At 71.8% G+C, this 22,479-nt stretch carries 17 protein-coding genes; 10 read left to right on the forward strand and 7 right to left on the reverse strand.

What is annotated here, in order from left to right; all coding sequences use genetic code 11:
- Positions 1-699, forward strand: a 699-nt coding sequence (locus tag BLT43_RS17355) for an NAD-dependent epimerase/dehydratase family protein (RefSeq protein WP_090114962.1), incomplete at its 5' end; no start/stop codon positions are given.
- A 24-nt stretch (positions 700-723) separates the two neighbouring features.
- On the opposite strand, the gene BLT43_RS17360 is transcribed toward BLT43_RS17355, so the two are convergent.
- Positions 724-1,608, reverse strand: coding sequence for a recombinase family protein (locus BLT43_RS17360; RefSeq protein ID WP_090114963.1), 885 nt, complete (start codon positions 1,606-1,608; stop codon positions 724-726).
- Between the two features lie 296 nt (positions 1,609-1,904).
- Between BLT43_RS17360 and BLT43_RS17365 the strand changes: the two genes are divergently transcribed.
- Complete coding sequence (locus tag BLT43_RS17365; protein WP_165612655.1) at positions 1,905-3,032, forward strand: helix-turn-helix domain-containing protein; 1,128 nt, start codon at positions 1,905-1,907, stop codon at positions 3,030-3,032.
- 1,077 nt (positions 3,033-4,109) lie between these two features.
- Here the strand turns inward: BLT43_RS17365 and rfbA are convergent.
- Genes rfbA through rfbC form a run of 4 tightly spaced genes read right to left on the reverse strand, consistent with a single transcriptional unit; the run spans position 4,110 to position 7,499 of the window.
- Positions 4,110-4,979: a glucose-1-phosphate thymidylyltransferase RfbA gene (gene rfbA, locus BLT43_RS17370; protein ID WP_090114965.1), complete on the reverse strand. Its 870-nt coding sequence runs from the start codon at positions 4,977-4,979 to the stop codon at positions 4,110-4,112.
- Positions 4,976-5,857 (reverse strand): dTDP-4-dehydrorhamnose reductase, encoded by an 882-nt coding sequence (gene rfbD, locus BLT43_RS17375; protein WP_090114966.1) that lies wholly within the window; start codon positions 5,855-5,857, stop codon positions 4,976-4,978. The genes rfbA and rfbD overlap by 4 nt, the downstream gene beginning before the upstream one ends.
- Positions 5,854-6,918 (reverse strand): dTDP-glucose 4,6-dehydratase, encoded by a 1,065-nt coding sequence (rfbB, locus tag BLT43_RS17380; protein WP_090114967.1) that lies wholly within the window; start codon positions 6,916-6,918, stop codon positions 5,854-5,856. Before rfbB ends, rfbD begins: the two co-directional genes overlap by 4 nt.
- Positions 6,915-7,499, reverse strand: a complete 585-nt coding sequence (rfbC, locus tag BLT43_RS17385) for a dTDP-4-dehydrorhamnose 3,5-epimerase (protein WP_090114968.1) — start codon at positions 7,497-7,499, stop codon at positions 6,915-6,917. Before rfbC ends, rfbB begins: the two co-directional genes overlap by 4 nt.
- 282 nt (positions 7,500-7,781) lie before the next feature.
- Between rfbC and BLT43_RS17390 the strand changes: the two genes are divergently transcribed.
- Entirely contained in the window at positions 7,782-10,952 is a 3,171-nt protein-coding gene (locus BLT43_RS17390; RefSeq protein ID WP_090114969.1) for a hypothetical protein, read from the forward strand.
- Positions 10,949-13,279: a glycosyltransferase family 2 protein gene (locus BLT43_RS17395; RefSeq protein ID WP_090114970.1), complete on the forward strand. Its 2,331-nt coding sequence runs from the start codon at positions 10,949-10,951 to the stop codon at positions 13,277-13,279. The genes BLT43_RS17390 and BLT43_RS17395 overlap by 4 nt, the downstream gene beginning before the upstream one ends.
- Positions 13,280-13,315: 36 nt before the next feature.
- On the opposite strand, the gene BLT43_RS17400 is transcribed toward BLT43_RS17395, so the two are convergent.
- Complete coding sequence (locus BLT43_RS17400) at positions 13,316-14,176, reverse strand: sulfotransferase family protein (RefSeq protein WP_165612656.1); 861 nt, start codon at positions 14,174-14,176, stop codon at positions 13,316-13,318.
- Positions 14,173-15,135 carry a replication initiator protein A gene (locus BLT43_RS17405; RefSeq protein WP_242652344.1) on the reverse strand — a complete coding sequence of 321 codons (963 nt, stop codon included), beginning with the start codon at positions 15,133-15,135 and terminating at the stop codon, positions 14,173-14,175. Before BLT43_RS17405 ends, BLT43_RS17400 begins: the two co-directional genes overlap by 4 nt.
- 473 nt (positions 15,136-15,608) lie before the next feature.
- On the opposite strand from BLT43_RS17405, the gene BLT43_RS17410 reads away from it, so the two are divergent.
- The 6 genes from BLT43_RS17410 to BLT43_RS17430 all read left to right on the forward strand — a co-directional run bounded on the left by BLT43_RS17410 (position 15,609) and on the right by BLT43_RS17430 (position 22,478).
- Positions 15,609-16,994, forward strand: coding sequence for an AAA family ATPase (locus tag BLT43_RS17410; RefSeq protein ID WP_165612657.1), 1,386 nt, complete (start codon positions 15,609-15,611; stop codon positions 16,992-16,994).
- A 107-nt stretch (positions 16,995-17,101) separates the two neighbouring features.
- Entirely contained in the window at positions 17,102-18,139 is a 1,038-nt protein-coding gene (locus BLT43_RS17415; protein WP_090114975.1) for a ParB/RepB/Spo0J family partition protein, read from the forward strand.
- On the forward strand, positions 18,139-18,408 hold the full coding sequence (locus BLT43_RS18990) for a hypothetical protein (RefSeq protein WP_131802687.1): 270 nt from the start codon (positions 18,139-18,141) through the stop codon (positions 18,406-18,408). The genes BLT43_RS17415 and BLT43_RS18990 overlap by 1 nt, the downstream gene beginning before the upstream one ends.
- A 31-nt stretch (positions 18,409-18,439) precedes the next feature.
- Positions 18,440-20,959, forward strand: a complete 2,520-nt coding sequence (locus BLT43_RS17420) for a glycosyltransferase (protein WP_090114977.1) — start codon at positions 18,440-18,442, stop codon at positions 20,957-20,959.
- Positions 20,956-21,690, forward strand: a complete 735-nt coding sequence (locus BLT43_RS17425; protein WP_165612658.1) for a CatB-related O-acetyltransferase — start codon at positions 20,956-20,958, stop codon at positions 21,688-21,690. Before BLT43_RS17420 ends, BLT43_RS17425 begins: the two co-directional genes overlap by 4 nt.
- Positions 21,687-22,478 carry a sulfotransferase family 2 domain-containing protein gene (locus BLT43_RS17430; RefSeq protein WP_090114978.1) on the forward strand — a complete coding sequence of 264 codons (792 nt, stop codon included), beginning with the start codon at positions 21,687-21,689 and terminating at the stop codon, positions 22,476-22,478. The genes BLT43_RS17425 and BLT43_RS17430 overlap by 4 nt, the downstream gene beginning before the upstream one ends.
- Position 22,479 lies beyond the last annotated feature (1 nt).

The following is a 22,479-nucleotide window of genomic DNA, read 5'->3' on the forward strand; positions in this document are numbered from 1 at the left end:
ATCGGCAGCTTCCGCCTGATCGAGGCGTTGCGCGCCACGCCTTGCGCGCATCTGATGATGGCCTCGACCTCCTCGGCCTACGGCGCCGAGACCGAGATGCCCTACCGCGAGGACATGGCCGCGAACTGGCCCGTCTCGTTCTACGCCGCGACCAAGAAGGCGGGTGAGGCGATGGCGCACAGCTACGCCCATCTCTACGGCATCCCGACCACCATGTTCCGCTTCTTCACGGTCTACGGGCCGTGGGGGCGGCCGGACATGGCGCTGTTCAAGTTCACCCGCGCGATCCTCGCGGGCGAGCCGATCGATCTCTACAACCATGGCCGGATGCGGCGCGATTTCACCTATGTCGAGGATCTCGTCGAGGGGTTGCTCAGGCTCTCGGGCCGCCCGCCCGAGGGCCCCGGTGCGCGCGGCCCGGCGATCGCCGGCGACAGCCTGTCGCCGGTCGCGCCGTGGCGGGTGGTCAACATCGGCCATGGCGCGCCGCAGGTGCTGGGCGATTTCGTCGCGGCGATCGAGGCGGCCACGGGGCGTGCCGCGATCCGCAACCTGATGGAGATCCAGCCCGGCGACGTGCCCGCGACATGGGCCGACACGCGCCTGCAGGAGGCGCTGATCGGCAAGCTGCCGAAGACGCCGCTGGCCGAGGGCGTGGCGAATTTCGTGGCGTGGTATCGCGACCACTACCGCGTCTGAGGTCTGCAAATAGTAGGCATCAGGTTACTCCAGTAACCCCGCCTGCCGCGCCCGCTCCAGCAGGTGTGCGACCGACGAGATCGCCCATTTCGAACGCCCCCTCGGCGTCGGCTCGCGCATCGCCTCGAGCCGCGCCGCGATCTCCCTCAGGGACATGTCGGGCGCCGCGCGCCTGATGCCGGCGACGATCGCCAGGAGCCGGTCGTCGCGCGGCGCCCGCGGCGCGCGGTCGAGCGCCGAAGCCTCCAGCAGCCCGTCCTTCACGAAGCGCGCGCTGGCGCGGCGCAGCCGCTCGACGGTCCAGGGCGCCGCCTCGGGGTGCCGGCTGTTGACGATCCGCACCACGTCCTCCCAGGGCAGGCGCGGCCGGAACTGCCGCACCGCGGGCAGCCAGTGCCGCGCCTCGTCGTTGAGCTTGTCGAAATAGCCGCGGTCGCGCGCGCGGCTGACCTTGGCGATGGCCGCCGGATCGCGGGCGCGCAGGCCCGGATTGCCGCCGACGCGGCCCTCCCTGCGCGCCGAGGCGAGCCCCGCCAGCGTCCGCTCGCGGATCAGCGCGCGCTCGAACTCCGCCGTGGCGCCGAGGATCTGCAGCGTGAACTTGCCCTGCGGCGAGGTGGTGTCGATCGGGTCGCCGAGCGAGCGGAAATGCGCGTCCCTCGCCTCGAGCGTCTCGATCACCTCCAGAAGATGCGACAGCGAGCGCGCCAGCCGGTCGATCCGCACCGTGACCAGCACGTCGCCGGGGCGGATGCCGGCCACGAGCCGCGCCAGCACCGGCCGGGCGCGCCGGGCGCCCGAGGCGAACTCCTCGTGGATCTCGGCGCAGCCGGCGGCCTCGAGCGCGCGGCGCTGCGCGGCGGTGTCCTGGCTCTCGGTCGAGACGCGGGCATAGCCGATCAGGCGCATGGGTGGTGTCCAATACAGTCAGACGCGAGGATACGACCGTTTGCAAACGCCGGCAATCGCATGGAGACGCCCTGCGCCGTGCCGCCACCGGGCGGGCATCGCCTTGCCGGCAAGGGCGCGGGGGTGATGAGCGCGGGCCCGCGGCCACCGGTGCGGGGCGGAGAGGTCTGGACGATCATGGCGGCGCGGCCTGCCGGTTCTGACCGGGCGGCGAAAGATCGGGCTGGATGAAGCGAAACCACGTTCGCTTCACCTCGGCGCTGCATCCCCCTGCAAAACCGTGTAGGCCGCATGTCATGCCTCATGCCCCCGATCCGTCCCGCACCACCGCCCAGATGCTGCTGCGCGCCGAGGTGCTCGCCGCCCGGCTCGAGGCCACGGCGCGGGCCGAGCCGGAGCTGGGCCAGCTCTGGCGCGCCGAGCTGGCGCTGTCGGAGGCGGTGGCCAGCGCCGGGCTCGAGGGCGTCCGGGTCTCTGAGGCGCATCTGCTGCCGCGCGTCGCGTCGAATGGCGGGCAGGCGCCCGAGCCCGGCGGCGCGGAGCTGGCGCTCGGCCTGATGCGGGCGCTGAAGGCGCCGGGCGACCCGCTGGCCGAGCCGGTGGCGGTGCTGCGCCGCTTCGAGCGGCTCGCCGGCTCGGCCCCGGACCCGGAGGCCGAGCGCCCGGACGACGCCGCGCTCGCCGCCCTCTTCGAGGGCCTGCGCCCCGGCGACATGCCGATCCTGGGCGCGGCGAGGGTGGCGGCGGGCTATGGCCGGCTGACCCGCCGCGCGAGCCCCGCGGTCGAGCGGCTGCTGTTCATGGCGGTCGAAGGCCGTCTGCGCGGCACCCCCGGCGGTCCGGCCCCCGGGGCCGACCCGCTGCGCGGCCTCTCGGGCCGCGTCGACGCCGGCTGGATCTGCCCGCCGGCGCTGGCGCTGAGCCACCGCCGCTTTCGCCCCTGGTCGCCGGGCGGCGCCGCGGGCCTTACCGCCCTGGCCGAGGGGCTGAACGGCGTGCTCGAGGCCGAGACCGGGCGCATCGCGCTGTCGCGCGACTGGCTGCGGCGCGGGCTGGCGCTGGCCGGGACGCGGCGGCGCAGCACGCGGATGGCCGACGCCCTGCGCGCCTTCGCCCGCAGCCCGGTGCTGAGCTCGGGGCTTCTGGCCGAGGCGATCGGCGTGTCGCGGCGCGGCGCGCTGAACCTGATCGAGACGCTGGAGGCCGAGGGCCTGCTGCGCGAGATCACCCACCGCCGCAGCGCCCGGATCTGGGCCGTGCCGGGCATCGGCGCGCGGCTGGCCGCCCGGCCGGGACAGGACGCTTTCGCGCGGATGCGGCGGGCGGAGTCGGATGGGTATGCGGCGGAACTGGAGCGGAGCTTCGCCGATCTCGACAGGGCGCTGGCCCGGGCCGACCGCTGGTCGGGGTCGCCGGAGGCCTGAATGGGTTTGGCGGGCGGGCGGCAGCTCGGGGGACCTGTCACCCGGGTTGAACGGGCGACGGGCGGCCGGATCAACGGAAATGTGAGCGGCGCGGCCGCCTGGTTATTCGTGATCACATCGCTTGTGATCACATCCGCTGCGGGTCCTTCCCCGGGAAATCGGACAGCCGCGGGGGGCGCGGAGCGCGAATCTCCACGATTCCTAGCAAAGTCCATAGGTTAGACCGTGAGACTAGGGCAAATGCCTCAGTCTGCTAGGAATCTTGTCCGGGTATCAGGTCACGAGTGCTGACCTTTCCTCCCAAACCTGTCATAATTGTTGACCTATATGCGCCACCCCCGCGCGGAACGGGGCCGGGATCGAGAGGGTATCCGGGCGGTCCTCGCCGGGGTCGATCTGGCGTGCCTGACAGGGCCTATTCCAGTGGGATGTGAAAAGCGGCTGATCTAGTGTGATCTAGTGGCCTAAATTCACTCACTCGCTCAGATAAAGCATTGACCATAAAAGAGAAAATGGCTGCTGATCTAGTGATCTAGTGAACTAACCGATGGAGGACTTGAGGAAAAAGATGATAAGGTAGTTCAATGACTAAACTACACGAGCATCCTCCCAGACGGCTAGACAATAGGCGATTTCACTCAATCACCCGATCAGCGAGGGCGTAAGCCCCGGTAAGTATTGGGATTTCTTCCTGATCCACTGAATCCGGGGCCACTCGACCGGCAGCGCCGTTCGGTGTGCAGCGAGCCGTTTTTCACCACGATCCGTCACATTGCATGTGAAGTTTCAACCTGCGTTGGAGTTTTCAACATGCGTGTGACTCCATTTCGTACCGCGAACGGCCTCAACTCCCGTGTGAAACAACGTCACACGCACGTTGAAACCTTCGTAAGTCGGCTTCACACGAGAGTTGAAAACGTGGGCTCACGAGCCAAAAAAAAACGGCCCCCGAAGGAGCCGTTTTCGTCGTCAGTCGAGCATATCGTCGAGGTCATCTGGCGGGTCCGCTTCGACCTATCACGGCACACCTGACCGCATCCGAAGACCGGCGGTGGGCCGAAACGACCCGCTCCCCGCTCAAAGCCCCCTCAGATACGCCCCGTAGCCGTTCTTCCCGAACACCTCCGCCCGCGCCATCAGGCTCTCGCGGTCGATCCAGCCCAAGCTGTAGGCGATCTCGTCCGGGCTGCCGGTCTGCAGACCCTGCCGCTTCTCGAGCGTGCGCACGAAGTTGCCGGCATCCAGAAGCGAGCCATGCGTGCCAGTGTCGAGCCAGGCGTAGCCGCGGCCCATGGTCTCGACCCTGAGCAGGCCCTGGTCGAGATAGCTCTCGAGCAGCGTGGTGATCTCCAGCTCGCCGCGTGCCGAAGGCTTCACCGCGCGGGCGCGCTCGGGGGCGGAGGCGTCGAGGAAGTAGAGGCCGGTCACGGCGTAGTTCGACGGCGGGACCTCGGGCTTCTCGATGATCGCCTTCGCCCGGCCCTCGGCGTCGAAATCGACCACGCCGTACCGCTCGGGGTCGGCGACGTGGTAGCCGAAGACCGTGCCGCCCTCGGTCCGCGCATCGGCCGCCGCCAGCATCTCGGGCAACCCGTGGCCGAAGAAGATGTTGTCGCCCAGCACCATCGCCGAGGGGCTGCCTGCGAGGAAGTCCTCGGCCAGGATGTAGGCCTGCGCGAGGCCGTCCGGGCTCGGCTGCTCGATATAGGTGAGCGAGATGCCCCACTGGCTGCCGTCGCCCATGAGGCGGCGGAACTGGTCCTGGTCCTCGGGCGTGGTGATCACCGCGATCTCGCGGATGCCGGCCAGCATCAGCGCCGAGAGCGGGTAGTAGATCATCGGCTTGTCGTAGACCGGCAGCAGCTGCTTCGAGACGCCCATGGTGATCGGGTAGAGCCGGGTGCCGGAGCCCCCGGCGAGGATGATGCCCTTGCGGCCTGCGGTCATGTCGTACGGTCCAGTTCGGTGAGGATGCGGTCGAGGCCGGCCCGCCAGTCGGGCCGGGCGATGCCGAAGGCGGCCTCGGTGGCGCGGCAGTCGAGCCGCGAATTGCGCGGGCGCGGCGCCGGCGTCGGGTAGGCGCTGCTGGGAATGTCTTCGATCGCGCAGTCGCGGCCGCCCCGGGGCATGATTTCGCGCGCGAAGCCGGCCCAGCTCGTGTCCGGCGCGCCGGAGAAATGGTAGACGCCGCTCTTCGCCGGGTCGGCGGCGAGCGCCTCGGCGATGGTCACGCAGGCTTGCGCGATCGCGTCCGCCGGGGTCGGGCCGCCGACCTGGTCGGCGACGACGTTGAGCGCGTCGCGCTCGGCGCCGAGCCGCAGCATGGTCTTCACGAAGTTCGCGCCATGCGCCGAGAACACCCACGAGGTGCGCAGCACCGCCCAGCCGGCGGGGTTGCCGGCCCGCGCCACCCCCTCCTCGCCCGCGAGCTTGGTCCGCCCATAGGCGCCGAGCGGCGCCGTGGGCGCATCGGGGGCGAAGGGCGCCTCGCCCGCGCCGTCGAAGACGTAGTCGGTCGAGATGTGGACGAAGGGCAGACCGGCCTCCGCCGCCGCCCGCGCCAGCGCGGCGGGGGCTTCGGCGTTGAGCCGGTGCGCCGCCGCCTCCTCGGTTTCGGCCGCGTCCACCGCGGTCCAGGCGGCGGCGTTGATCACCGCATGCGGCCAGCCGGTCGCGGCCTCGCGCGCGAGGATCTTGGCCGCGCCCTCGGGGTCCGACAGGTCGGCGCTCTCGCGGCCCATGCAGCGGATCTCGTGGCCCTGCCCGTCGAGCCGGGCAAGCTCCGTCGCCACCTGCCCCGAGCGGCCGAAGACCAGCACCCTCATCGCGCCACCGCCTTCTGCCCGGTCCCCAGTCTCTGACCCACGCCCTCGCGCGCCTGCAGCGGCCGCCACCAGTCCTCGTTGGCGAGGTACCACTCGACCGTGCGGCGCAGCCCCTGCTCGACCGTCACCGAGGGCCGCCAGCCCAGCTCGGCGCGGATGCGCGCGGGGTCGATCGCGTAGCGCGCGTCATGGCCGGGCCGGTCGGCGACGAAGGCGATCTGGTCGGCATAGGCGCCGCTCTGCTTCGGGCGCAGCTCGTCGAGGATGCCGCAGAGCGTGCGCACCAGATCGAGATTGGTCCGCTCGTTCTCGCCACCGATGTTGTAACTGCGCCCGACGCGGCCCTTCTCCAGAACGGTCAGCAGCGCGTCGGCGTGATCCTCGACATAGAGCCAGTCGCGGATGTTCTGGCCCTCGCCGTAGATCGGGAGTTCCTTCCCGGCGAGCGCGTTCAGGATCACCACCGGGATCAGCTTCTCGGGGAAGTGATACGGCCCGTAATTGTTCGAGCAGTTGGTGAGCAGGACGGGCAGCCCGTAGGTCTCGTGCCAGGCCCGCACCAGGTGGTCCGAGGCCGCCTTCGAGGCCGAGTAGGGCGAGCGCGGGTCGTAGGGCGTCTCCTCGGTGAACTTGACCTCCGGGTCGGCCGGCAGCGAGCCGAACACCTCGTCGGTCGAGACGTGGTGGAAGCGGAAAGCCTCGGGCCGGCCTTGGGTTTCCCACCAGGCCCGCGCCGCCTCGAGCAGGTGGTAGGTGCCGTTCACGTTGGTCTCGACGAAGGCGCCCGGCCCGTCGATCGAGCGGTCGACATGGCTCTCGGCCGCGAGGTGCAGCACCGCGTCGGGCCGGTGCGCGGCGAAGATCCGGTCGAGCGCGGCGCGGTCGCGGATATCGGCCTGCTCAAAAGCGTAGAGCGGGCTGTCCGCCACCGGCGCCACGTTGTCGAGGCAGGCGGCGTAGGTCAGCGCGTCGAGATTGACGACCGCGTGCCCGCGCGACACGGCGAGCCGCACCACGGCCGAGCCGATGAACCCGGCACCGCCGGTGACGAGAAGCTTCATGCCCGGTCCTCCCAGGGCAGCGGCCCCTCATAGGCAAAGGGGCTGTCGATCTGCGACAGACGCGGCGCGGCGGCGTCCTTGTCCGACAGCACCGGCGCGCCGGACAGCGGCCAGTCGATGCCGAGATCCGGGTCGTCCCAGGCGATCCCCGCATCGCAGTCGGGCGCGTAGTAGTCCGAGCATTTGTAGACGATCTCGGTGTCGGGCTCGAGCGTGACGAAGCCATGCGCGAAGCCCTCGGGCACCAGCAGCTGGTGGCCGTTCTCGAAGCTCAACTCCACCCCGACCCAACGGCCGAAGCTGGGCGAGCCGCGCCGGATGTCGACCGCCACGTCGTAGAGCCGCCCGCGCCCGCAGCGCACCAGCTTGGCCTGCGCATGCGGCGGGCTCTGGAAATGCAGGCCGCGCAGCGTGCCGGTCTGGGCCGAGAGCGAATGGTTGTCCTGCACGAAGTCCAGCGCCATGCCGGCCTCGGCCATGCGCCGCTGGCTCCAGCTTTCCGAGAAGAACCCGCGCGCGTCGCCGAAGCGGCGCGGTGTCAGCAGCACGACGCCCGGCAAGCCGGTTTCGGCGATCTCCATCCGTCCCTCCATGTTCGATCCGGTGCAGCGATAGCAGGCGGAAAGGGAATGGGCCACAGCCCTCGGCAACCGCCGGGGGATCTCGCGGCGCGGACCGGCGCCCGCCGCGCCGGCCCCGCCACCCCGCCCGTTTCCGCCTTCAATCCCATCCCCGGGCATGACATCCATTGGGGTGCGATCCCCGCGCCGCCACCACCGAAGGATGTCCATGGCCCGCCTTGTCATTCCAGCGCGCATCCGCCGGCGTCGCCGCGGGCTTCGGCCATGACCGCGGGGCCTGACATGCCGTACGCCGCCATCGGCCCGCCCGCGACGGTCCGGCTCGTCTCCTGCCTCGGCGTCGAGCTCGACCTCGAGATGCTGCCGCATTTCCTGCGCCACTACGCGGAGATCGGCATCGCCCCCGAAGCCATGCATTTCTCGCTGCATGCCGAGACGGCGCAGTCGCCGCGGCTGGCCGAGGCCGAGCGGATCCTCGCGGAGTTCGGCGCCGCGGAGCCCGCGCGCTGGATCGACACCTATACCAGCGACGCGATGTGGGAGGAGCGGCGCCGCCTGCAGCGCGCCGTCGCCGCGCCGGGCGACTGGATCGTCAATTCCGACATCGACGAGCACTACCTCTTCCCGGCGCCGCTGGCCGAGGTGATCGCGCATTGCGACAAGGTCGGCGCCAACTGCGTGCAGGGCGTGCAGATCGACCGCTTCGCCCCGGAGGGCGCGCTCGCCGCCGTCGCGCCCGAGCCCGCGCTGGCCGAGCAGTTCCCGGTCTCGGGCGAGGCCTCCTTCCACGTCTTCCGGGCCGGCAAGCATTACGGCATCTCTGGCACGACCAAGCTGATGCTGCACCGCGCCGAGGTGCTGCCGCGCCGCGGCGGCCACAACCCCGAGGGCCTCACCGCCAATTCGCGCCAGGCCGAAAGCGACGGCCCGCGCTTCCTGCTCGGCCGGCCGCTGCACACGCTGCCGCGGCTCGCCGACCCGGCCTTCCGCTTCGCCTTCCCGTTCCAGAGCCTGCATTTCAAGTGGACCGCCAGCCGGCTGCCCACCGTCGCGCGGCGGGTCGAGACACCGGGCTCGAGCCCGGCCGAGGCCGAGAACGGCGAAAAGGTCCAGGCCTACCTGACCGAGCATGGCCGGATGCCGCTCGACAAGGTCGTGCTGCGCGGGGCCAAGGCCCCCGACACGGCCGGCTGGCGCGACACCATGCGGGACTTCCGCGAGAAGACCGCGCCGGCGGAGGCCGCCCCGGCCGAGAGCGCGCCCGACCCGGCGCCGCTGCTCCTCTCCTGCATCGGCGTCGACGGCCCCTGCGACGGCGACCTGCCGCTGCTGCGGCACTGGCTCGACCACTACGCAAAGCTCGGCATCCCCGCCGCGCGGGTCCATGTCATCCTCAACGCCGAAATCGCGGGCAGCCCGAACCTCGCCCGCGCCCGCGCGACCCTCGCCGCGGCCGGCTGCGCCGCGCCCGAGCTCTGGATCGGCCCCTATACCAGCGGCGAGATGTGGCGGCGCCGGCGGGCGCTGCAACGGCTGGTCGCCGGGCCGCAGGACTGGATCGTCAACGCCGACGCAGACGAGTTCCACGACTACCCCGCGCCGCTGGCGGAGGTGATCGCGCTCTGCACCGAGAGAGGCGCGCGCCACGTGCAGGGCCCGTTCGTCGACCGCGTGGCCGGGGACGGCACGCTGCGGGCCGTCGCGCCCGACACCCCCCTGCAGGAGCAGTTCCCGCGCGCCGTGGAGGCCGGGCTCTCGATCGGCAAGCGCCCGGGCGTCGACGACGCCACCGGCACCGTCAAGCTGATGCTGCACCGCGCCGACATCCTGCCCTCGCTCGGCGGGCACGCGGCCGAGGGCGCGCCGCCGGAAACCGGTCTCTACGGCCTGCCGCTGATGCGCTTCCCGCGGATCAAGTCGCCCGGCTGGCGCGCCTCGCTGCCGTTCCGGGTGCATCACTTCAAGTGGACCGCCGGGCTGAAGGCACGGCTCGAGGCGCGCCGCGCCGCGCCGGGGGCGAGCCCGGCGGGCTCGCTCTATGGCGGCCGGATCATCGAGGGGCTCGCACGCGGCGACGGCCGCCTGCCGCTCGACGCCATCGCCCCCGCGCCCGAGCGGGACGCCGCGCAGGACTGGCGCCCCCGCATCGACGAGCTCGCCCGGCTCGGCGAGACCCTGCGCCCCGCCCGCGCGCGCGCCGGCCGGCTGCGCGCCGCGCGCGGGAGCCTTGCCGCGCACACGGCCCAAGGCTGGCGGGTGCGGCAGCTCACCTTCGGCAGCGGCGCCGGCCGCTTCCACGCCCACAGCTACTACGACATCCCCGTCCTGACCCGCGACGCGCGCCGCGTCGCGGCCCACCGCATGGGGTTCGAGGGGCGCTGGATGACGCCCGACGACCCGGTCGAGATCGGCCTCGTCGACGTCGAGCGCGGCGGCTTCGCGCCGATCGGCACCAGCCGCGCCTGGAGCTGGCAGCAGGGGCCGATGGCGCAGTGGCTGCCCGATGACCGCCACCTCGTCTGGAACGACCGCCAGCGCGACGGCGCCACGCCGGCGCCCGAAGGCGACGCCTTCGTCGCGCGGCTGCACGACACCGGGACCGGCACCACCCGCACCCTGCCCCGGCCGGTCTACGCGCTCACCCCCTCGGGGACGGGCGCGCTGTCGCTCAACATGGCGCGGCTCGACCATGCCCGGCCCGGCTACGGCTACACCGGCGGGCGCGGCGCGAAGATCGGCAGCAACGCCTGCGCCGATGACGGGGTCTGGTACATGGATCTCGCCGAGGGCGGCGCGCCGCCCCGGCTGGTGCTGTCGCTGGCGCGCGCCGCGGAATTCCTGGCCGAGCGGCTGCCCGAGCCCGAGCGCGCGGCGCATCGCGCCGGCCGGCACGCCTACTGGTTCAACCACGCCAAGGTCTCGCCCGACGGGCGGCGCTTCACCGTCAAGCTGCGCTGGCGCGGCGCGGGCTTCGAAGGCGGCTGGACCGGCCTGCAGGGGGTGAGCCTGACCTGCGGGCTCGACGGCGAAGACCTCGCGCTGGTGGCGCGCGGCACCAGCCACGTGATGTGGCACGACGCCGAGCGGCTCTATTTCTGGCACCAGGCCGAAAACGCCTTCGTGACAATGCGCGACGCCGTGCCCGAGGCCGAGGACCGCGAAGAGCCCTTCCCGGACCTCATCACCGGCAACGTCCATATCCGTCATATCCCCGACGCGCCGCATCTCGCTGTCTACGACACGCCCTATGCCGAGGAGATCGACGTGATCCTGCTCGACCAGAAGAGCGGCGACACCACCCGTCTCGCCCGCTTCGGCGGCCACGCGCCGCCCAAGGGCGCGTTCCGCTGCGACCTGCACCCCGTGCCGTCGCCGGACGGCGGGCGCATCATCGTCACCTCGCTGAGCGATGGCGGCCGCCAGCTCTACGTGCTCGAGAAGGCGGCGGCGTGACGCGGCCCCGGCTGATCATGACGCTTCTGGTGCGCGACGAGGCCGACATCGTCGCCGACAACGTCGCGTGGCACCTGTCGCAGGGCGTCGACCACGTCATCGCCACCGACAACGGCTCGACCGACGGCACGCGCGAGGCGCTGGCGCGCTTCGCGCGCGAGGGCGTTCTGACCCTGCTCGACGAGCCCTCGACGGACTACCTGCAGGACGCCTGGCAGACCCGCATGGCGCTGATGGCGCGCGACGAGATGGGCGCCGACTGGGTCTTCTGCAACGACGCCGACGAGTTCTGGCGCTCGCCCTCGGGCGACCTGCACGACGCCCTGCCCGACCCGTCCGAGCCCGCGCGGATGCTGGTCTGCCAGCGCCGCAACATGATCGCCCCGCGCGACGCGCTCGGGGGGCATGGCGCAAGACACTGGTCCGAGACGCTGACCCTGCGCCCCGTCGCGCCGCCGCCGCTGCCCCGGCCCGCCGACACGCTTTCCGGGCTGCGCGACCTGCGGCTCGACGCGCCCTATTTCGAGCACGCCGTGCCGCCGAAGCTGCTGCTGCCCACCCGCAACCTGCGCGCGGTCGCGCGCGGCGCGCACAAGGCCGACTACGAGGGCGAGGCCCCCGGCCGCGCCGACGCGCCTATCGAGATCCTGCATTTCCCGGTCCGTTCGCGCGCCGAGTTCGCGGCCTCGGTGCACCGGATCGGCGGCGCGATGCGCCGCGTGCCCGACCCGAAGGTGTCGTGGAAATACCGCCGCTGGCTGCAGATGGCCGAGGAGTCGGGCTCGATCTGGCCCGCCTTCCGCGAGGCGCTGCCCGACCGCCGGCAGGTCCGCGCCGGGCTGGCCTCTGGCCGGCTGATGCAGGACCGCACCTTCGCCCATGCCCTGCGGCGGCTGCCGCACTCCCCCTCATCGACCCCGGCCGCCCGGACCCGCGAGGAGCCCGCCATGACCCCTGCCCTGCCAGAGACCGTCCCGCCCAAGCCGCCCCGGCACGAGGGCGGCCGGCTGACGCTGGTGACCGGCCCCGACGCCCACGCCGTCGCCACCTGCGCCGGGCTGCTCGAACGCCGCGGCGCCGCGGCCCCGCGCGCGCAGGACCACGAGGCTCTCGCGGCGCTGCACGAGGCGATGCTGGCCGAGACGGGCTGCGCGCCGCACGACCCGAAGCCCGCCCCGGCGGACGCGACCGCGCGCGCCGCGGGCTTCGACGACACGCTGCACGAAACGCTGCTGGCCGCCTATGACGACCTCGACGCCGCGGTGCTGGGCGACGCCCGGCTTTGCCGCCTGCTGCCCCGCTGGCAGGCCATGGCGCAGGGCCGCGACATCGGGCTCGGCCTCGTCCTCGTCGTGCCCGACCCGCTCACCACCGCCGCCGATATCCGCGCCGCCACCGGCCTGCCCGAGGCCACCGGCCTCGTCGTCTGGGCCGCGCGCCTGATCGACGCCGAACGGCACAGCCGCGACCTGCCGCGCCACGTGGTGCTCGAAGCCGACGTTCTGGACGACTGGGCCGGCACCGCCGCGGCGATCGAGGCCGCCCTCGCCCCCGGCTGGCTCCCCGCCCACCGCGCCGAAGGTCCGGAGATCGACGCCTTCCTCGCGGGCCGCGGACGCGCAGCCCCCGCGACCGAGGCCGCGCTGATCGCCTCGCCCCGCGTCCCCGACCTCGTGCGCGAGACGCTCGAGGCGATGCAGGCCCTCGCCGCCGGGGCCGAGCCCGCCGCGCTGGCGCCCGAGTTCGACCGGATCGGCGCCGATCTCGACGCCGCCGCCCGCCTGCTAGGCCCCGCGCTCGACGACCTTCTCGACCGGCAGTCCCGCTGGCACCCCCGCCTCGCGCGGGCCGAGCGCACGGCCGAGATCGCCGAGCGCCGGGCCGAGGACGCGGCGGCCGAGATCCGCTGGCTGCGACAGGCGCTCAAGCGCGAATGGCTGCACCGCCACGAGGCCGAGGAGCGCCGCGCCGCCCAAGCCGAGCAACCCGCCCGCCGGGCCGACATCCGCGCCCTGCCCCGCCAGTTGAAGGCACGGCTGAAGGAGCATCTGCAGATCGCGATGCTGCGCGCCGCGCCCGAATTCGACGCCGACTGGTACCGCCGCCGCTACCCCGACGTCGCGGCGCAGAAGGTCGATCCGGCGCGCCACTACCTGCGCCACGGCGCGCGCGAGGGCCGCCATCCCGGCCCGGGCTTCGACACGCGGCGCTACTACGACGCCTATCCCGGCGTCCGAAAGGCCGGGCAGAACGCGCTGCTGCATTACCGCCGCCACGGCCGCAAGGAAGGCCGCAAGGCCTTCCCGGTGGAGCCGCGCCCCGCCTGAACTGCCTCTCCTGAACCGGGCAGTCAGGATGAGTGGTCAGGCCGGGCCCGGCCCCTCCGCGTCGAGCGCGGCGCGCATGTCGTCGAGCCGCGCCAGGTCCGCCGCCGCGAATTCCCCCTGCCGGAACCGCTCGAGGATCCAGCAGGTGTCGATCACATGGCCCGGCAGCGCGTCCGAGCGCAGCATCTCCCGCAGGCCCGAGCGGTGGCGGTGCAGCCCGCCCGAGACGAAGGCGTCGATCCCGGCCTCGGCCTGCGCGTCCGGCCGCAGCATCGGCAGGCCCAGCCCGTCCCGCAGATGCGCCACCTGCCCGCGCCAGTCGCGCATCAGCCCCTCGTAGCTCGTGAAGGCGCGCGGGCTCCCGCGCGTCGCGGCCTCCGCCTCCAGCACGTGGCGCATCCAGATCCGCAGCCCCGCCTCGAGCGGGATGCCGTCGCGCCCCAGCAGCGACTGCGCCACCTCGAGCGGGTCGCGGCAGGTGTGCACATAGGCCACCGGGTACCCCGCCGCCCCGAGCGCCCCGGCCCAGAAGCGCGTGAGCAGGCAGATCCGCGGATCCTTGAGGACGGGGCGCGCGGCGCCTGCGAACTCCTGCCCGAGGGTCTCGGCGGCGAGCCGCGCGAACTCCGAGCGCGCGAGCCGGTCGAGAGCGCGCCGGTCGATCGCCTCGAGCCCGCGCCAGTCGGTGCCGAGCGACGCCAGGATGCGGTCGTTCAGCCGCATCACATGGGTGGATTCGAAATACCCCTTCGGGTTGGCCTGCGTGTCGGGCATCAGCGTGCGCGGCAGGTCGCAGCCCAGCTTCGCGAGGATCCCCGCCAGCAGCGAGGTGCCGGACCGGTGCGGGCCGAGCACGACGATCGCGGTCCTGCCCTCGCCCGGCCCCGCCGGGCTCACTTCGCCACCCGCCCCTCGAGCCAGACCCGGAAGGCCCGCTCCGGCGCCGTCAGCCGCGGCCTGCCGCTGCTGACCCACCAGCCCAGCCATTCCGCCTCGAGCGCGTAGATGTCGTGACCCGGCGCGATCTCGCGCGCCCGCTCCAGCGCCTCGGGCGGCAGCGGCGAGGGGCCGGGGTCGAGGATGCGCCGCCGGCCAATCCGGATCACGTCGTCGGGCTCCTCCGAGAGCACGTAGTCCGGCAGGCCGTCGGCCGCGATCATCTTGCGGATCGCGGCGCGGAACACCCGCACCGGGGCGTCCGAGCCCGCCTTCTGGTGCAGCATCGCCACGCTCACCCGCCAGTCGCGCTGGCTGCCGCAATGCTTGCGCGCCAGCTCGTAGACCCGCCGCTCCAGCGGCTTCCTGAGGTCGAAATAGGCCGGGCTCAGCGTCAGCACCGAGCGCGCCAGCACCGCCCGGTAGAGCCATTCCGACAGCGTCACGCTGACCGAGACCATCCGCCCCCCGCGCGAGCGGCGCACGATCTCCCAGCTCTCGATCAGCCCGAAGCCGGAGGTGGTCTCGTAATCGCCAGAGACGATGTTGGTGGTGATCCGCGTGCCCGCCAGCCGCTCGAACGCCTCGCGCAGCCGGGCATAGCCGTCGCCGCTGGTGTCGCGCCGAGTGGCCACCAGCAGGTCGTGCGCCCGCAGCCTGAGCGTGCGGCAGACCTCGCGGCCCGCGTTCACCGCCGCCACCAGCTGGCTGATGCAGTAGATCAGGATGTCCTTGTCGTGGATCGTCGCCCGGCCCTTGACCGAGGGCGTGACGGTGATCTCCGAGCCGTTGTGCTCGTAGCGCCGGATCGCCCGGTCGGGCCGGGTCGAGAGCGAGAACATCGGGTGTTCCATCGAGGCGAGGTCATCCTTGAGGCTCGGCTCGAAGATGTCGCACAGGAAGAACTCGGCCGTGCTCACACCGCCGCCTTCCGCGCCCCGGGGCCCTCGTCGCTCATCGTCACCATCCGCTCTGCCGGGCCTTGCCGGTCCGGTCGCCTCACCGTCCCCGCTTATTGGCAACGGGGTTTCGGTGACGCCACCCTAGGTTTGTCCACAGCCCGCGTCCAGCATGGCGTGGTTTCGCAACGTGGTTTCAGTGACGCCCATTCGTGGTTCCAGATTCACTTCAACGTGGTTTCAGTGACACCCACCCCCGAAAAAGCCCTGTTTCCTCGTGCCGGATCAACGGCTTGGGCGACGGGCGGGAAGGCGTAACATATATCTAACAATATTTAACAAGGGCCGGGATCGGTTCTGCCTGTGGATAAGTGGCGCAAACCGGCCACGCGGGGCGCCCGTTTGCTGAGAAAATCCGCGAATCTCCACTCTTCCCTTCCATGTGCCGTGTTTTCGGGTATGGATCGGGAAAAGCAGTACATTCGGGGGATGAGATGCGTCGCGAACCTTTGCCGCCCTATTTCCGCATCGATCCGGACGCGGCGGCGGCCGAGCTGGGCGCGCCCACGGACACTGCGGGTTTCGCATCGATCGCGCAAGCCTGCGCCGCCGGCCGCGCCGACCTCGCCTCGCGCGGGCTCGAGGAGAACGGCAGCCGCCAGCTGCGCCCCTTCTCGACCTGGGAGATCACCCGCTACCTGATCCCGGTCGCGCCCGCGCATTTCCGCCGCGTGCTGCGCGCCAACCCCGATCTGCCGCAGGGCCGCTCCGAGACCGAGGGCGGCGCCAAGTGGTTCAGCCTCGACGAGGTGCTGCGGCTGCGCGCGCATTTCGGCGCCGAGGGCTCCAAGGCCAAGCCCTACCTCCCCTACCGCCCCGAGGGGCTGCCCGCGAAGATGGTCGCGGTCGCCAACTTCAAGGGCGGTGTCGGCAAGACCTCGACCGCGGCGCATCTGGCGATGTCGGCCGCGCTCGACGGCTACAAGGTGCTGGTGCTCGACCTCGACAGCCAGGGCTCGATGACCTCGATCTTCGGCGGCCGCGTCGCCGACGAATGGCAGACCGTCTACCCGCTGCTCGCCCGCCACTACGCCGCGCATCTGCGCGCCGAGAACCAGCGCCGGGTCGATCGCGGCGAGGCGCCGCAGCCGCTCGACGACACGCTGGCCGAGGCGCTGAAGCTGAAGGCGGGCGATCTGGTGCAGAAGACGCACTGGCCCAACATCGACCTGATCGGCGCGCAGCTGAACCTCTACTGGGCCGAGTTCCAGGTGCCGGTCTGGCGCATGTCCGGGCGCGGCTGGAAGCTCTGGGACGCGCTGACCGACACGCTCGAGGAGGACGGTCTGCTCGACCAGTACGACCTCGTCTTCATCGACACGCCCCCCGCGCTCGGCTACCTCACGATCAACGGCCTCGCCGCCGCCGACATCCTGCTTGTCCCGCTCGGGGCCTCGTTCCTCGAGTTCGACTCCACGGGCCGCTTCTTCGACATGCTGCACACCACCTTCGCCTCGATCGAGGAGGGCGAGAACCTCGCCGCCCGCGCGCTGGGGCGGCCCGAGACGGCGTTCCAGTGGGACGCGGTGCGCGCGCTCGTCACCCGCTACGACGCCAGCCAGCAGGGCGAGCTGGCCGCCTTGATGCAGGCCTATCTCGGCCGCACCATGAGCCCGCACCGGCAGGACTTCACCGCGCTGATCGGCCAGGCCGGCGAGCAGGTGCAGGGCATCTACGAGGCCGATTATCGCGACTTCAACCGCGAGACCTACGCCCGCGGCCGCGAGACCTTCGACGAGACCTATGCCGCGCTGAAGAAGCTGCTGGTCGGCATCTGGCGGCGCGAGGAGATCGAGGCGCAGTCGAGCGCGGCACAGTGAAGCGTTGCGCGAAATGTTTCGCAGCGAAACGGCTGCGCGCGCCCGGTTCGCCCGATATTGACCCGATCCGGGTCTGATCGGCCCCCCATCACCCCGAGGAGAAGCTCATGGCCAAGCGCAAGCGTCTGACCCCGGCCGCCCCCGAAAGCTTCGGCGCCGCAGCCGCGCCCGAGACCAAGGGCATGTTCCTCGACGCGCCGGTCGGCCTGGTGCCGCGCGGCCGCGCCGCCCCGATCGCCGACATCGCCGCCGACACGGCGCGCGAGGCGGCGCTCGACGAGCTGTCGCGCCACTGGGTCGAGGCGCGGCGCGAGGGCAAGCTGGTGATCGCGCTGCCGCTCGAGAAGATCCGGCTCGACCACATCGAGCGCGACCGCATGGGCCAGGACCCCGAGGAGGCCGAGGCGCTGCGCGAGAGCCTGCGCCGGCGCGGCCAGCAGACCCCGATCGAGGTGGTCGAGCTGCCGGGCGGCGATTACGGGCTGATCTCGGGCTGGCGCCGCTGCCGGGCGCTGGCGGACCTGCACGCCGAGACCGGCGAGGAGCGCTTCGCCACGGTGCAGGCACTGCTGCGCCAGCCCGAGGAGACGCCCGACGCCTATGTGGCGATGGTCGAGGAAAACGAGATCCGCTCCAATCTCAGCCATTACGAGCGCGCCCGCATCGTCGTCCGTGCCACCGAGGCCGGCGTCTTCGACGACACCCGCGCCGCGCTCTCGGCGCTCTTCGCCTCGGCCCCCCGCGCGCGCCGCTCGAAGATCGGCTCCTTCGTGCCGCTGGTGCAGGCGCTCGACGACGTGCTGCGCTTTCCCACCGCGATGAGCGAGCGGGTCGGGCTGGAGCTGTCGCAGGCGCTGCGCGAGCGCCCCGCCTTCGCCAAGCGGCTGTCGGGCCGGCTCGCCGCCCGCCCGCCGGAGGATGCCGAGGCCGAGCGCCGCGCCATCCTGTCGGCGCTGGCCGCCGAGGCGGCGGCGGCGCGCGAGCCGAGGTCCGAGCCCGCCCGCGAGGTGCTGGGCGACTGGTCCGGCCTGCGGCTCTACCGCGACCGGCCGGGCCGGCTCAGCCTCGAGGGCGAGGCGCTGACGCCCGAGCTCGAGGCCGATCTGCGTGACTGGCTCGCCGCGCGCCGGTCGGGGACGGCCTGATGTTTCGCTGCGAAACAATCCGCCCGGTCCGCCCGGTGTTTCGCAGCGAAACATTTTCGCCCCGAGGGATCGACGCGGCGATCGAAACCCCGGACGGAACTCCGTTCGGCCTGATGCCGCCGGCGTCACTGTTTCGCAGCGAAACATTTCCATCCGCACGGATCGGCACCCGGGCCAGCGCCGCGACCGGCACGATGCCGCCGGCGCGGTTGTTTCGCAGCGAAACATCGGCGGGGGCCACGCTTGCGTCCGCGGCTCGCGCCACCTAAGCGGATCCGGGGTCGGGACAGGGAATACGCGGTGCTTCTTCTTCGCTTCTACAGGATCTTCGAGCGCTATGCCGACGAGACGGCGGTGTTGCGCCGCCCCAGCCGCGCGCTCGAGGCGCAGGGCGCCCGGCTGGGCGAGATCACCCGCATCGAGGTCCGGCGCAACCGGCTGCATGTCGAGGGCTGGGCCGAGGCCTCGCGCATCGGGCTGAGCCTCGGCCACGCCACCGCCTGGACCGCGCCGGAACTGCCCCGCCCCGGCAGCGCCGAGCGCGGCTTCAGCATCGACATCCCTTTCGTGCCGGGCACGCCCGCGCTGGTGGTCGAGCGCGGGACCGAGCGCTTCGAGATCGCCTTGCCTGCTTTTGGCCCTATGGTACGTTTCTGGGCCCGGCACCGGCTCTGGCCCGGTTTCGCGCTGGTGCTCGTCAGCCTCGCCCCGGCGATCTGGGCCTGGAAGCGGCATGGCGACCTCACCGCCCGCGAGACGGTCAAGGAGCGGCTCAACATCGTGCCGCGCCCCGATGGCGCCGAGATGGCGGCGCGGCTTTTCTCCGACGGCCCCCGCCCGGCGCCGCGCCACCGCGCCGCGACGCTGGTCATGCCGGTCTACAACGCCCGCGAGCTGCTGATGGAGGCGCTCGACCGGGTCGAGCGTCACACCGATCTCGACTGGCGGCTGGTGCTGATCGAGGACGCCTCGCCCGATCCCGAGATCCGGCCGCTGCTGCGCCGCTGGTGCGCTGACCCCGCCCGCGCCGAGCGGGTGACGCTGATCGAGAACGAGAGCAATCTCGGCTTCATCGGTTCGGTCAACCGCGGCTTCGAGCTCGCGCGGCGCTGGCCCGACGACCCGGTGGTGCTGCTCAACACCGACGCGCTGGTGCCGTCGAACTGGCTGTCGCGCCTGCTCGCGCCGCTCGACGACGACGGCGTCGCCTCGGTCACGCCGATGTCGAACGACGCCGAGATCTTCACCGCCCCCGCCATCTGCCGGCGCCACGACCTGGCCCCCGGCCTCGCCGACCGGCTCGACGCCGCGATCGCCCGTCTCGACGCCGACGCGCTCAACGCCGAAGGCCCGACCGGGGTCGGCTTCTGCATGGCGATGGCGCCGCGCTTCGTTGCGAAACTCCCCGGTTTCGACCCTGTCTTCGGCCGCGGCTATGCCGAGGAGAACGACTGGTGCCAGAAGGCCGTCGCGCTTGGCGGCCGCCATGTCGCGGCCCCCAACCTCTTCGTCGAGCATCGCGGCGGCCAGTCCTTCGGCTCGGCCGAGAAGCTGAAGCTGATCGAGCGCAACCTGCAGGAACTGGCCCGCCGCCATCCCGGCTACGGCGCGGCGGTGCAGGAGTATATCCGCGAAGACCCGCTGACCACCGCGCGCCTCGCCACCGGCCTCGCCTGGGCCGGGCTGGCGCAGGAGGCACCGGTGCCGGTCTACCTCGCCCACGCGATGGGCGGCGGCGCCGAGCACGACCTGCAGCGGCGCATCGCGGCAGAGACGAAATCGGGCCGTTCGGCCGTGGTGCTGCGCGTCGGTCTGCCGCGCCGTTTCGCGCTGGAACTGCACGCGCCGCAGGGCATCACCCGCGGCCGCACTGCCGACGAGGGCCTGCTCGCCGACCTGCTCGGCCTGCTGCCGCGCCGCCGGGTGGTCTATTCCTGCGGCGTCGGCGCGCGCGACGCCGCCGCCCTGCCCGATCTGCTGCTGCGGATCTCGGGCCGCGGCGAGGCGGCCCTGCCGGGCGGGCCGCAGCCGGTCGAGCTGATGATGCACGACTTCTTCCCGGTCAGCCCCTCCTACACGCTGCTCGGCGGTGACGGGCATTACCACGGCGTGCCGCGCGGCGACGGCCCGCTGGCCGAGGACAAGGCGCATCGCTACGAGCGGCCGGGCGGCGTGGTGCTGCCCTTGGCCGAGTGGCAGGCCCGCTGGGGCGCGCTCATTGCCGCCGCCGAGCGTGTCGTGACCTTCGCGGGCTCCGGCCGCGACATCGTCGCCGCGGCCTACCCCGAGGCGGCGGATCGCATCGCCGTGGTGCCGCACGACACCCACGTCCTGCCGCCGCGCATCGCGCCGGGCGGCGGCGAGAACGGCCCGGTGATCGGCGTGCTCGGCAATATCGGCTACCATAAAGGGGCGGCGGTGCTGCGCGACCTGTCGCGGCAGATGTCTCGCAGCGAAACCGGCCGCATCGTGGTGATCGGCCAGATGGACCCGGCCTACCCGCTCACCCGGCCCTCGCGGGTGCATGGCAGCTACGAGCTGCGCGACCTGCCCGGCCTCGTGGCGCGCTACGGCATCGAGTGCTGGCTGATCCCCTCGGTCTGGCCCGAGACCTTCTCCTTCACCACCCATGAAACGTTGGCCACCGGCCTGCCGGTCTACGCGTTCGACCTCGGCGCGCAGGGCGAGGCGGTCGCCCGCGCCGTGGCGCAGGGTGCGCCGGGCGGGGTGCTGCCTTTGCCCCGACCTGGGGAGATGTCTAAGGATCTTGGCAGGCTGGCAAGGGACATCGCCGCGCGGGGCAGGCGGGTCGCAAGTTGAAGAACGAGAAATTCTCCATCAGGAAACTGCGCGAACGCGGGATAGACGTCGCGCATCGGGGCGGCTGGCGGGCGCGGGTCTCGCTGCCGGTCCACAGCCGGATCGAGGCCCCGGCCGGGCTGAAGCGGACGCAGTACGAGCATTCCCTGCATCTCGGCGCCTTCTCCTACCAGGTGTCGGGGTACTGTTTCGCCGCGCGGATCGGACGCTACTGCTCGTTCGGGGAGAACGTGCAGATCGGCCGGCAGGACCACGCGATGCACCTGATCTCGACCAGTCCCGCCTTCTACGCGCATGGCAAGCTGTTCGATGTGGGACGGGAGTTTGCCGGCGCGGAGGAGTACGAAACCTACGGATTCGAGCATTCCGAGCCGCCGACCCGGGCGCAGATCACCAGGATCGGCAACGATGTCTGGATCGGGCACGGCGCCTATATCAAGGCCGGCCTGACGATCGGCAACGGCGTGGTCGTGGCCGCGCACTCGGTGGTAACCAAGCCCGTTCCCGCCTACTCCGTCGTCGCTGGCAATCCCGCGGTTATCAAGAAACGCCGCCTGCCGGAGAAGCTGATCCCCGAGATGATCAACAGCCGTTGGTGGCGCTATGCGCCTTGGCAGCTGACCCATCTGTCGATCTCGGACCCGGTCGCGTTTCTTACGGGCATTGCCGAGCTCGATGAGGCGCAGGCCTACAAGCCGGACGTGATCGATCTCACCAAGGAGCTGCCGTGACCGTCGTCGTCTTCCTCCATGTTCCCAAGACCGCCGGGCAGACCATCCATCACCAGCTCGCCGCGGCGGTCGGGCGCGACAAGGTCTCGCCCATCCGCACCCACACGCAGGCCGGAAGGGAAAGCCAGCTGCCGCCGGGCTATCGGCTGCATTCGGGGCATATCGACTGGACCGATCTCGAGACGCTGCCTCAGGATCGCTTCGTCTTCACGGTGCTGCGCGATCCGCGTGAACGGATCGCCTCGTTCTACTTCTTTCTTCGTCGCGAGGCCGAGCGGGCCGCCCCCGGGACCCCGGCCGATCGCCTGCGCGCCAAGGATTGGTCGACCGACGACTATTTCTTCGGCGGCGATGCGGGCTGGCAGAATTTTGTCAGGGACCATTACGACAACTTCTACTGCTCCTACTTCGCCAGCCGCCGCATGCGGGGCCGTGGCACGCTGTCCGGCCTTTCGCCGGAAGAGGTGGTGCGGCGGGCCCGCGCCGGGCTGGACGGGCTCGATGGTATCTATTGGATCGATGGCCTCGCCGCGCTCGAGGCCGACATGCGGCGCCTCGGGCTGCCCGTGAAGGTAGTTGGCAGACGGAGCAACGCAGGGGCACTGCCCGAGAACCAAATGCGATGGCCGAAACTGCTCGACATGTTCGAGACCGATACCGCCCGGCGGCGGGTCGAGGATTTCGTCGACCGCGACATCAAGCTTTTGGCATCGGTTCCCCGCCCTGTCGTTGGGCCCGCGCCGGGATGGCGGTCTCGGTTTCTGGCCGGATTGAAAATCCGGTCCTGAA

Source organism: Limimaricola pyoseonensis (genome assembly GCF_900102015.1).
GTDB classification, from domain to species: domain Bacteria; phylum Pseudomonadota; class Alphaproteobacteria; order Rhodobacterales; family Rhodobacteraceae; genus Limimaricola; species Limimaricola pyoseonensis.

What these genes read in the sequence shown, in the direction of transcription:
- BLT43_RS17360 (WP_090114963.1), bottom strand. Translation starts at nt 1,608, where the DNA reads ATGCGCCTGATCGGCTATGCCCGCGTCTCGACCGAGAGCCAGGACACC.
- BLT43_RS17365 (WP_165612655.1), top strand. Translation starts at nt 1,905, where the DNA reads ATGCCTCATGCCCCCGATCCGTCCCGCACCACCGCCCAGATGCTGCTG.
- rfbA (WP_090114965.1), bottom strand. Translation starts at nt 4,979, where the DNA reads ATGACCGCAGGCCGCAAGGGCATCATCCTCGCCGGGGGCTCCGGCACC.
- rfbD (WP_090114966.1), bottom strand. Translation starts at nt 5,857, where the DNA reads ATGAGGGTGCTGGTCTTCGGCCGCTCGGGGCAGGTGGCGACGGAGCTT.
- rfbB (WP_090114967.1), bottom strand. Translation starts at nt 6,918, where the DNA reads ATGAAGCTTCTCGTCACCGGCGGTGCCGGGTTCATCGGCTCGGCCGTG.
- rfbC (WP_090114968.1), bottom strand. Translation starts at nt 7,499, where the DNA reads ATGGAGATCGCCGAAACCGGCTTGCCGGGCGTCGTGCTGCTGACACCG.
- BLT43_RS17390 (WP_090114969.1), top strand. Translation starts at nt 7,782, where the DNA reads ATGCCGTACGCCGCCATCGGCCCGCCCGCGACGGTCCGGCTCGTCTCC.
- BLT43_RS17410 (WP_165612657.1), top strand. Translation starts at nt 15,609, where the DNA reads ATGCGTCGCGAACCTTTGCCGCCCTATTTCCGCATCGATCCGGACGCG.
- BLT43_RS17415 (WP_090114975.1), top strand. Translation starts at nt 17,102, where the DNA reads ATGGCCAAGCGCAAGCGTCTGACCCCGGCCGCCCCCGAAAGCTTCGGC.
- BLT43_RS18990 (WP_131802687.1), top strand. Translation starts at nt 18,139, where the DNA reads ATGTTTCGCTGCGAAACAATCCGCCCGGTCCGCCCGGTGTTTCGCAGC.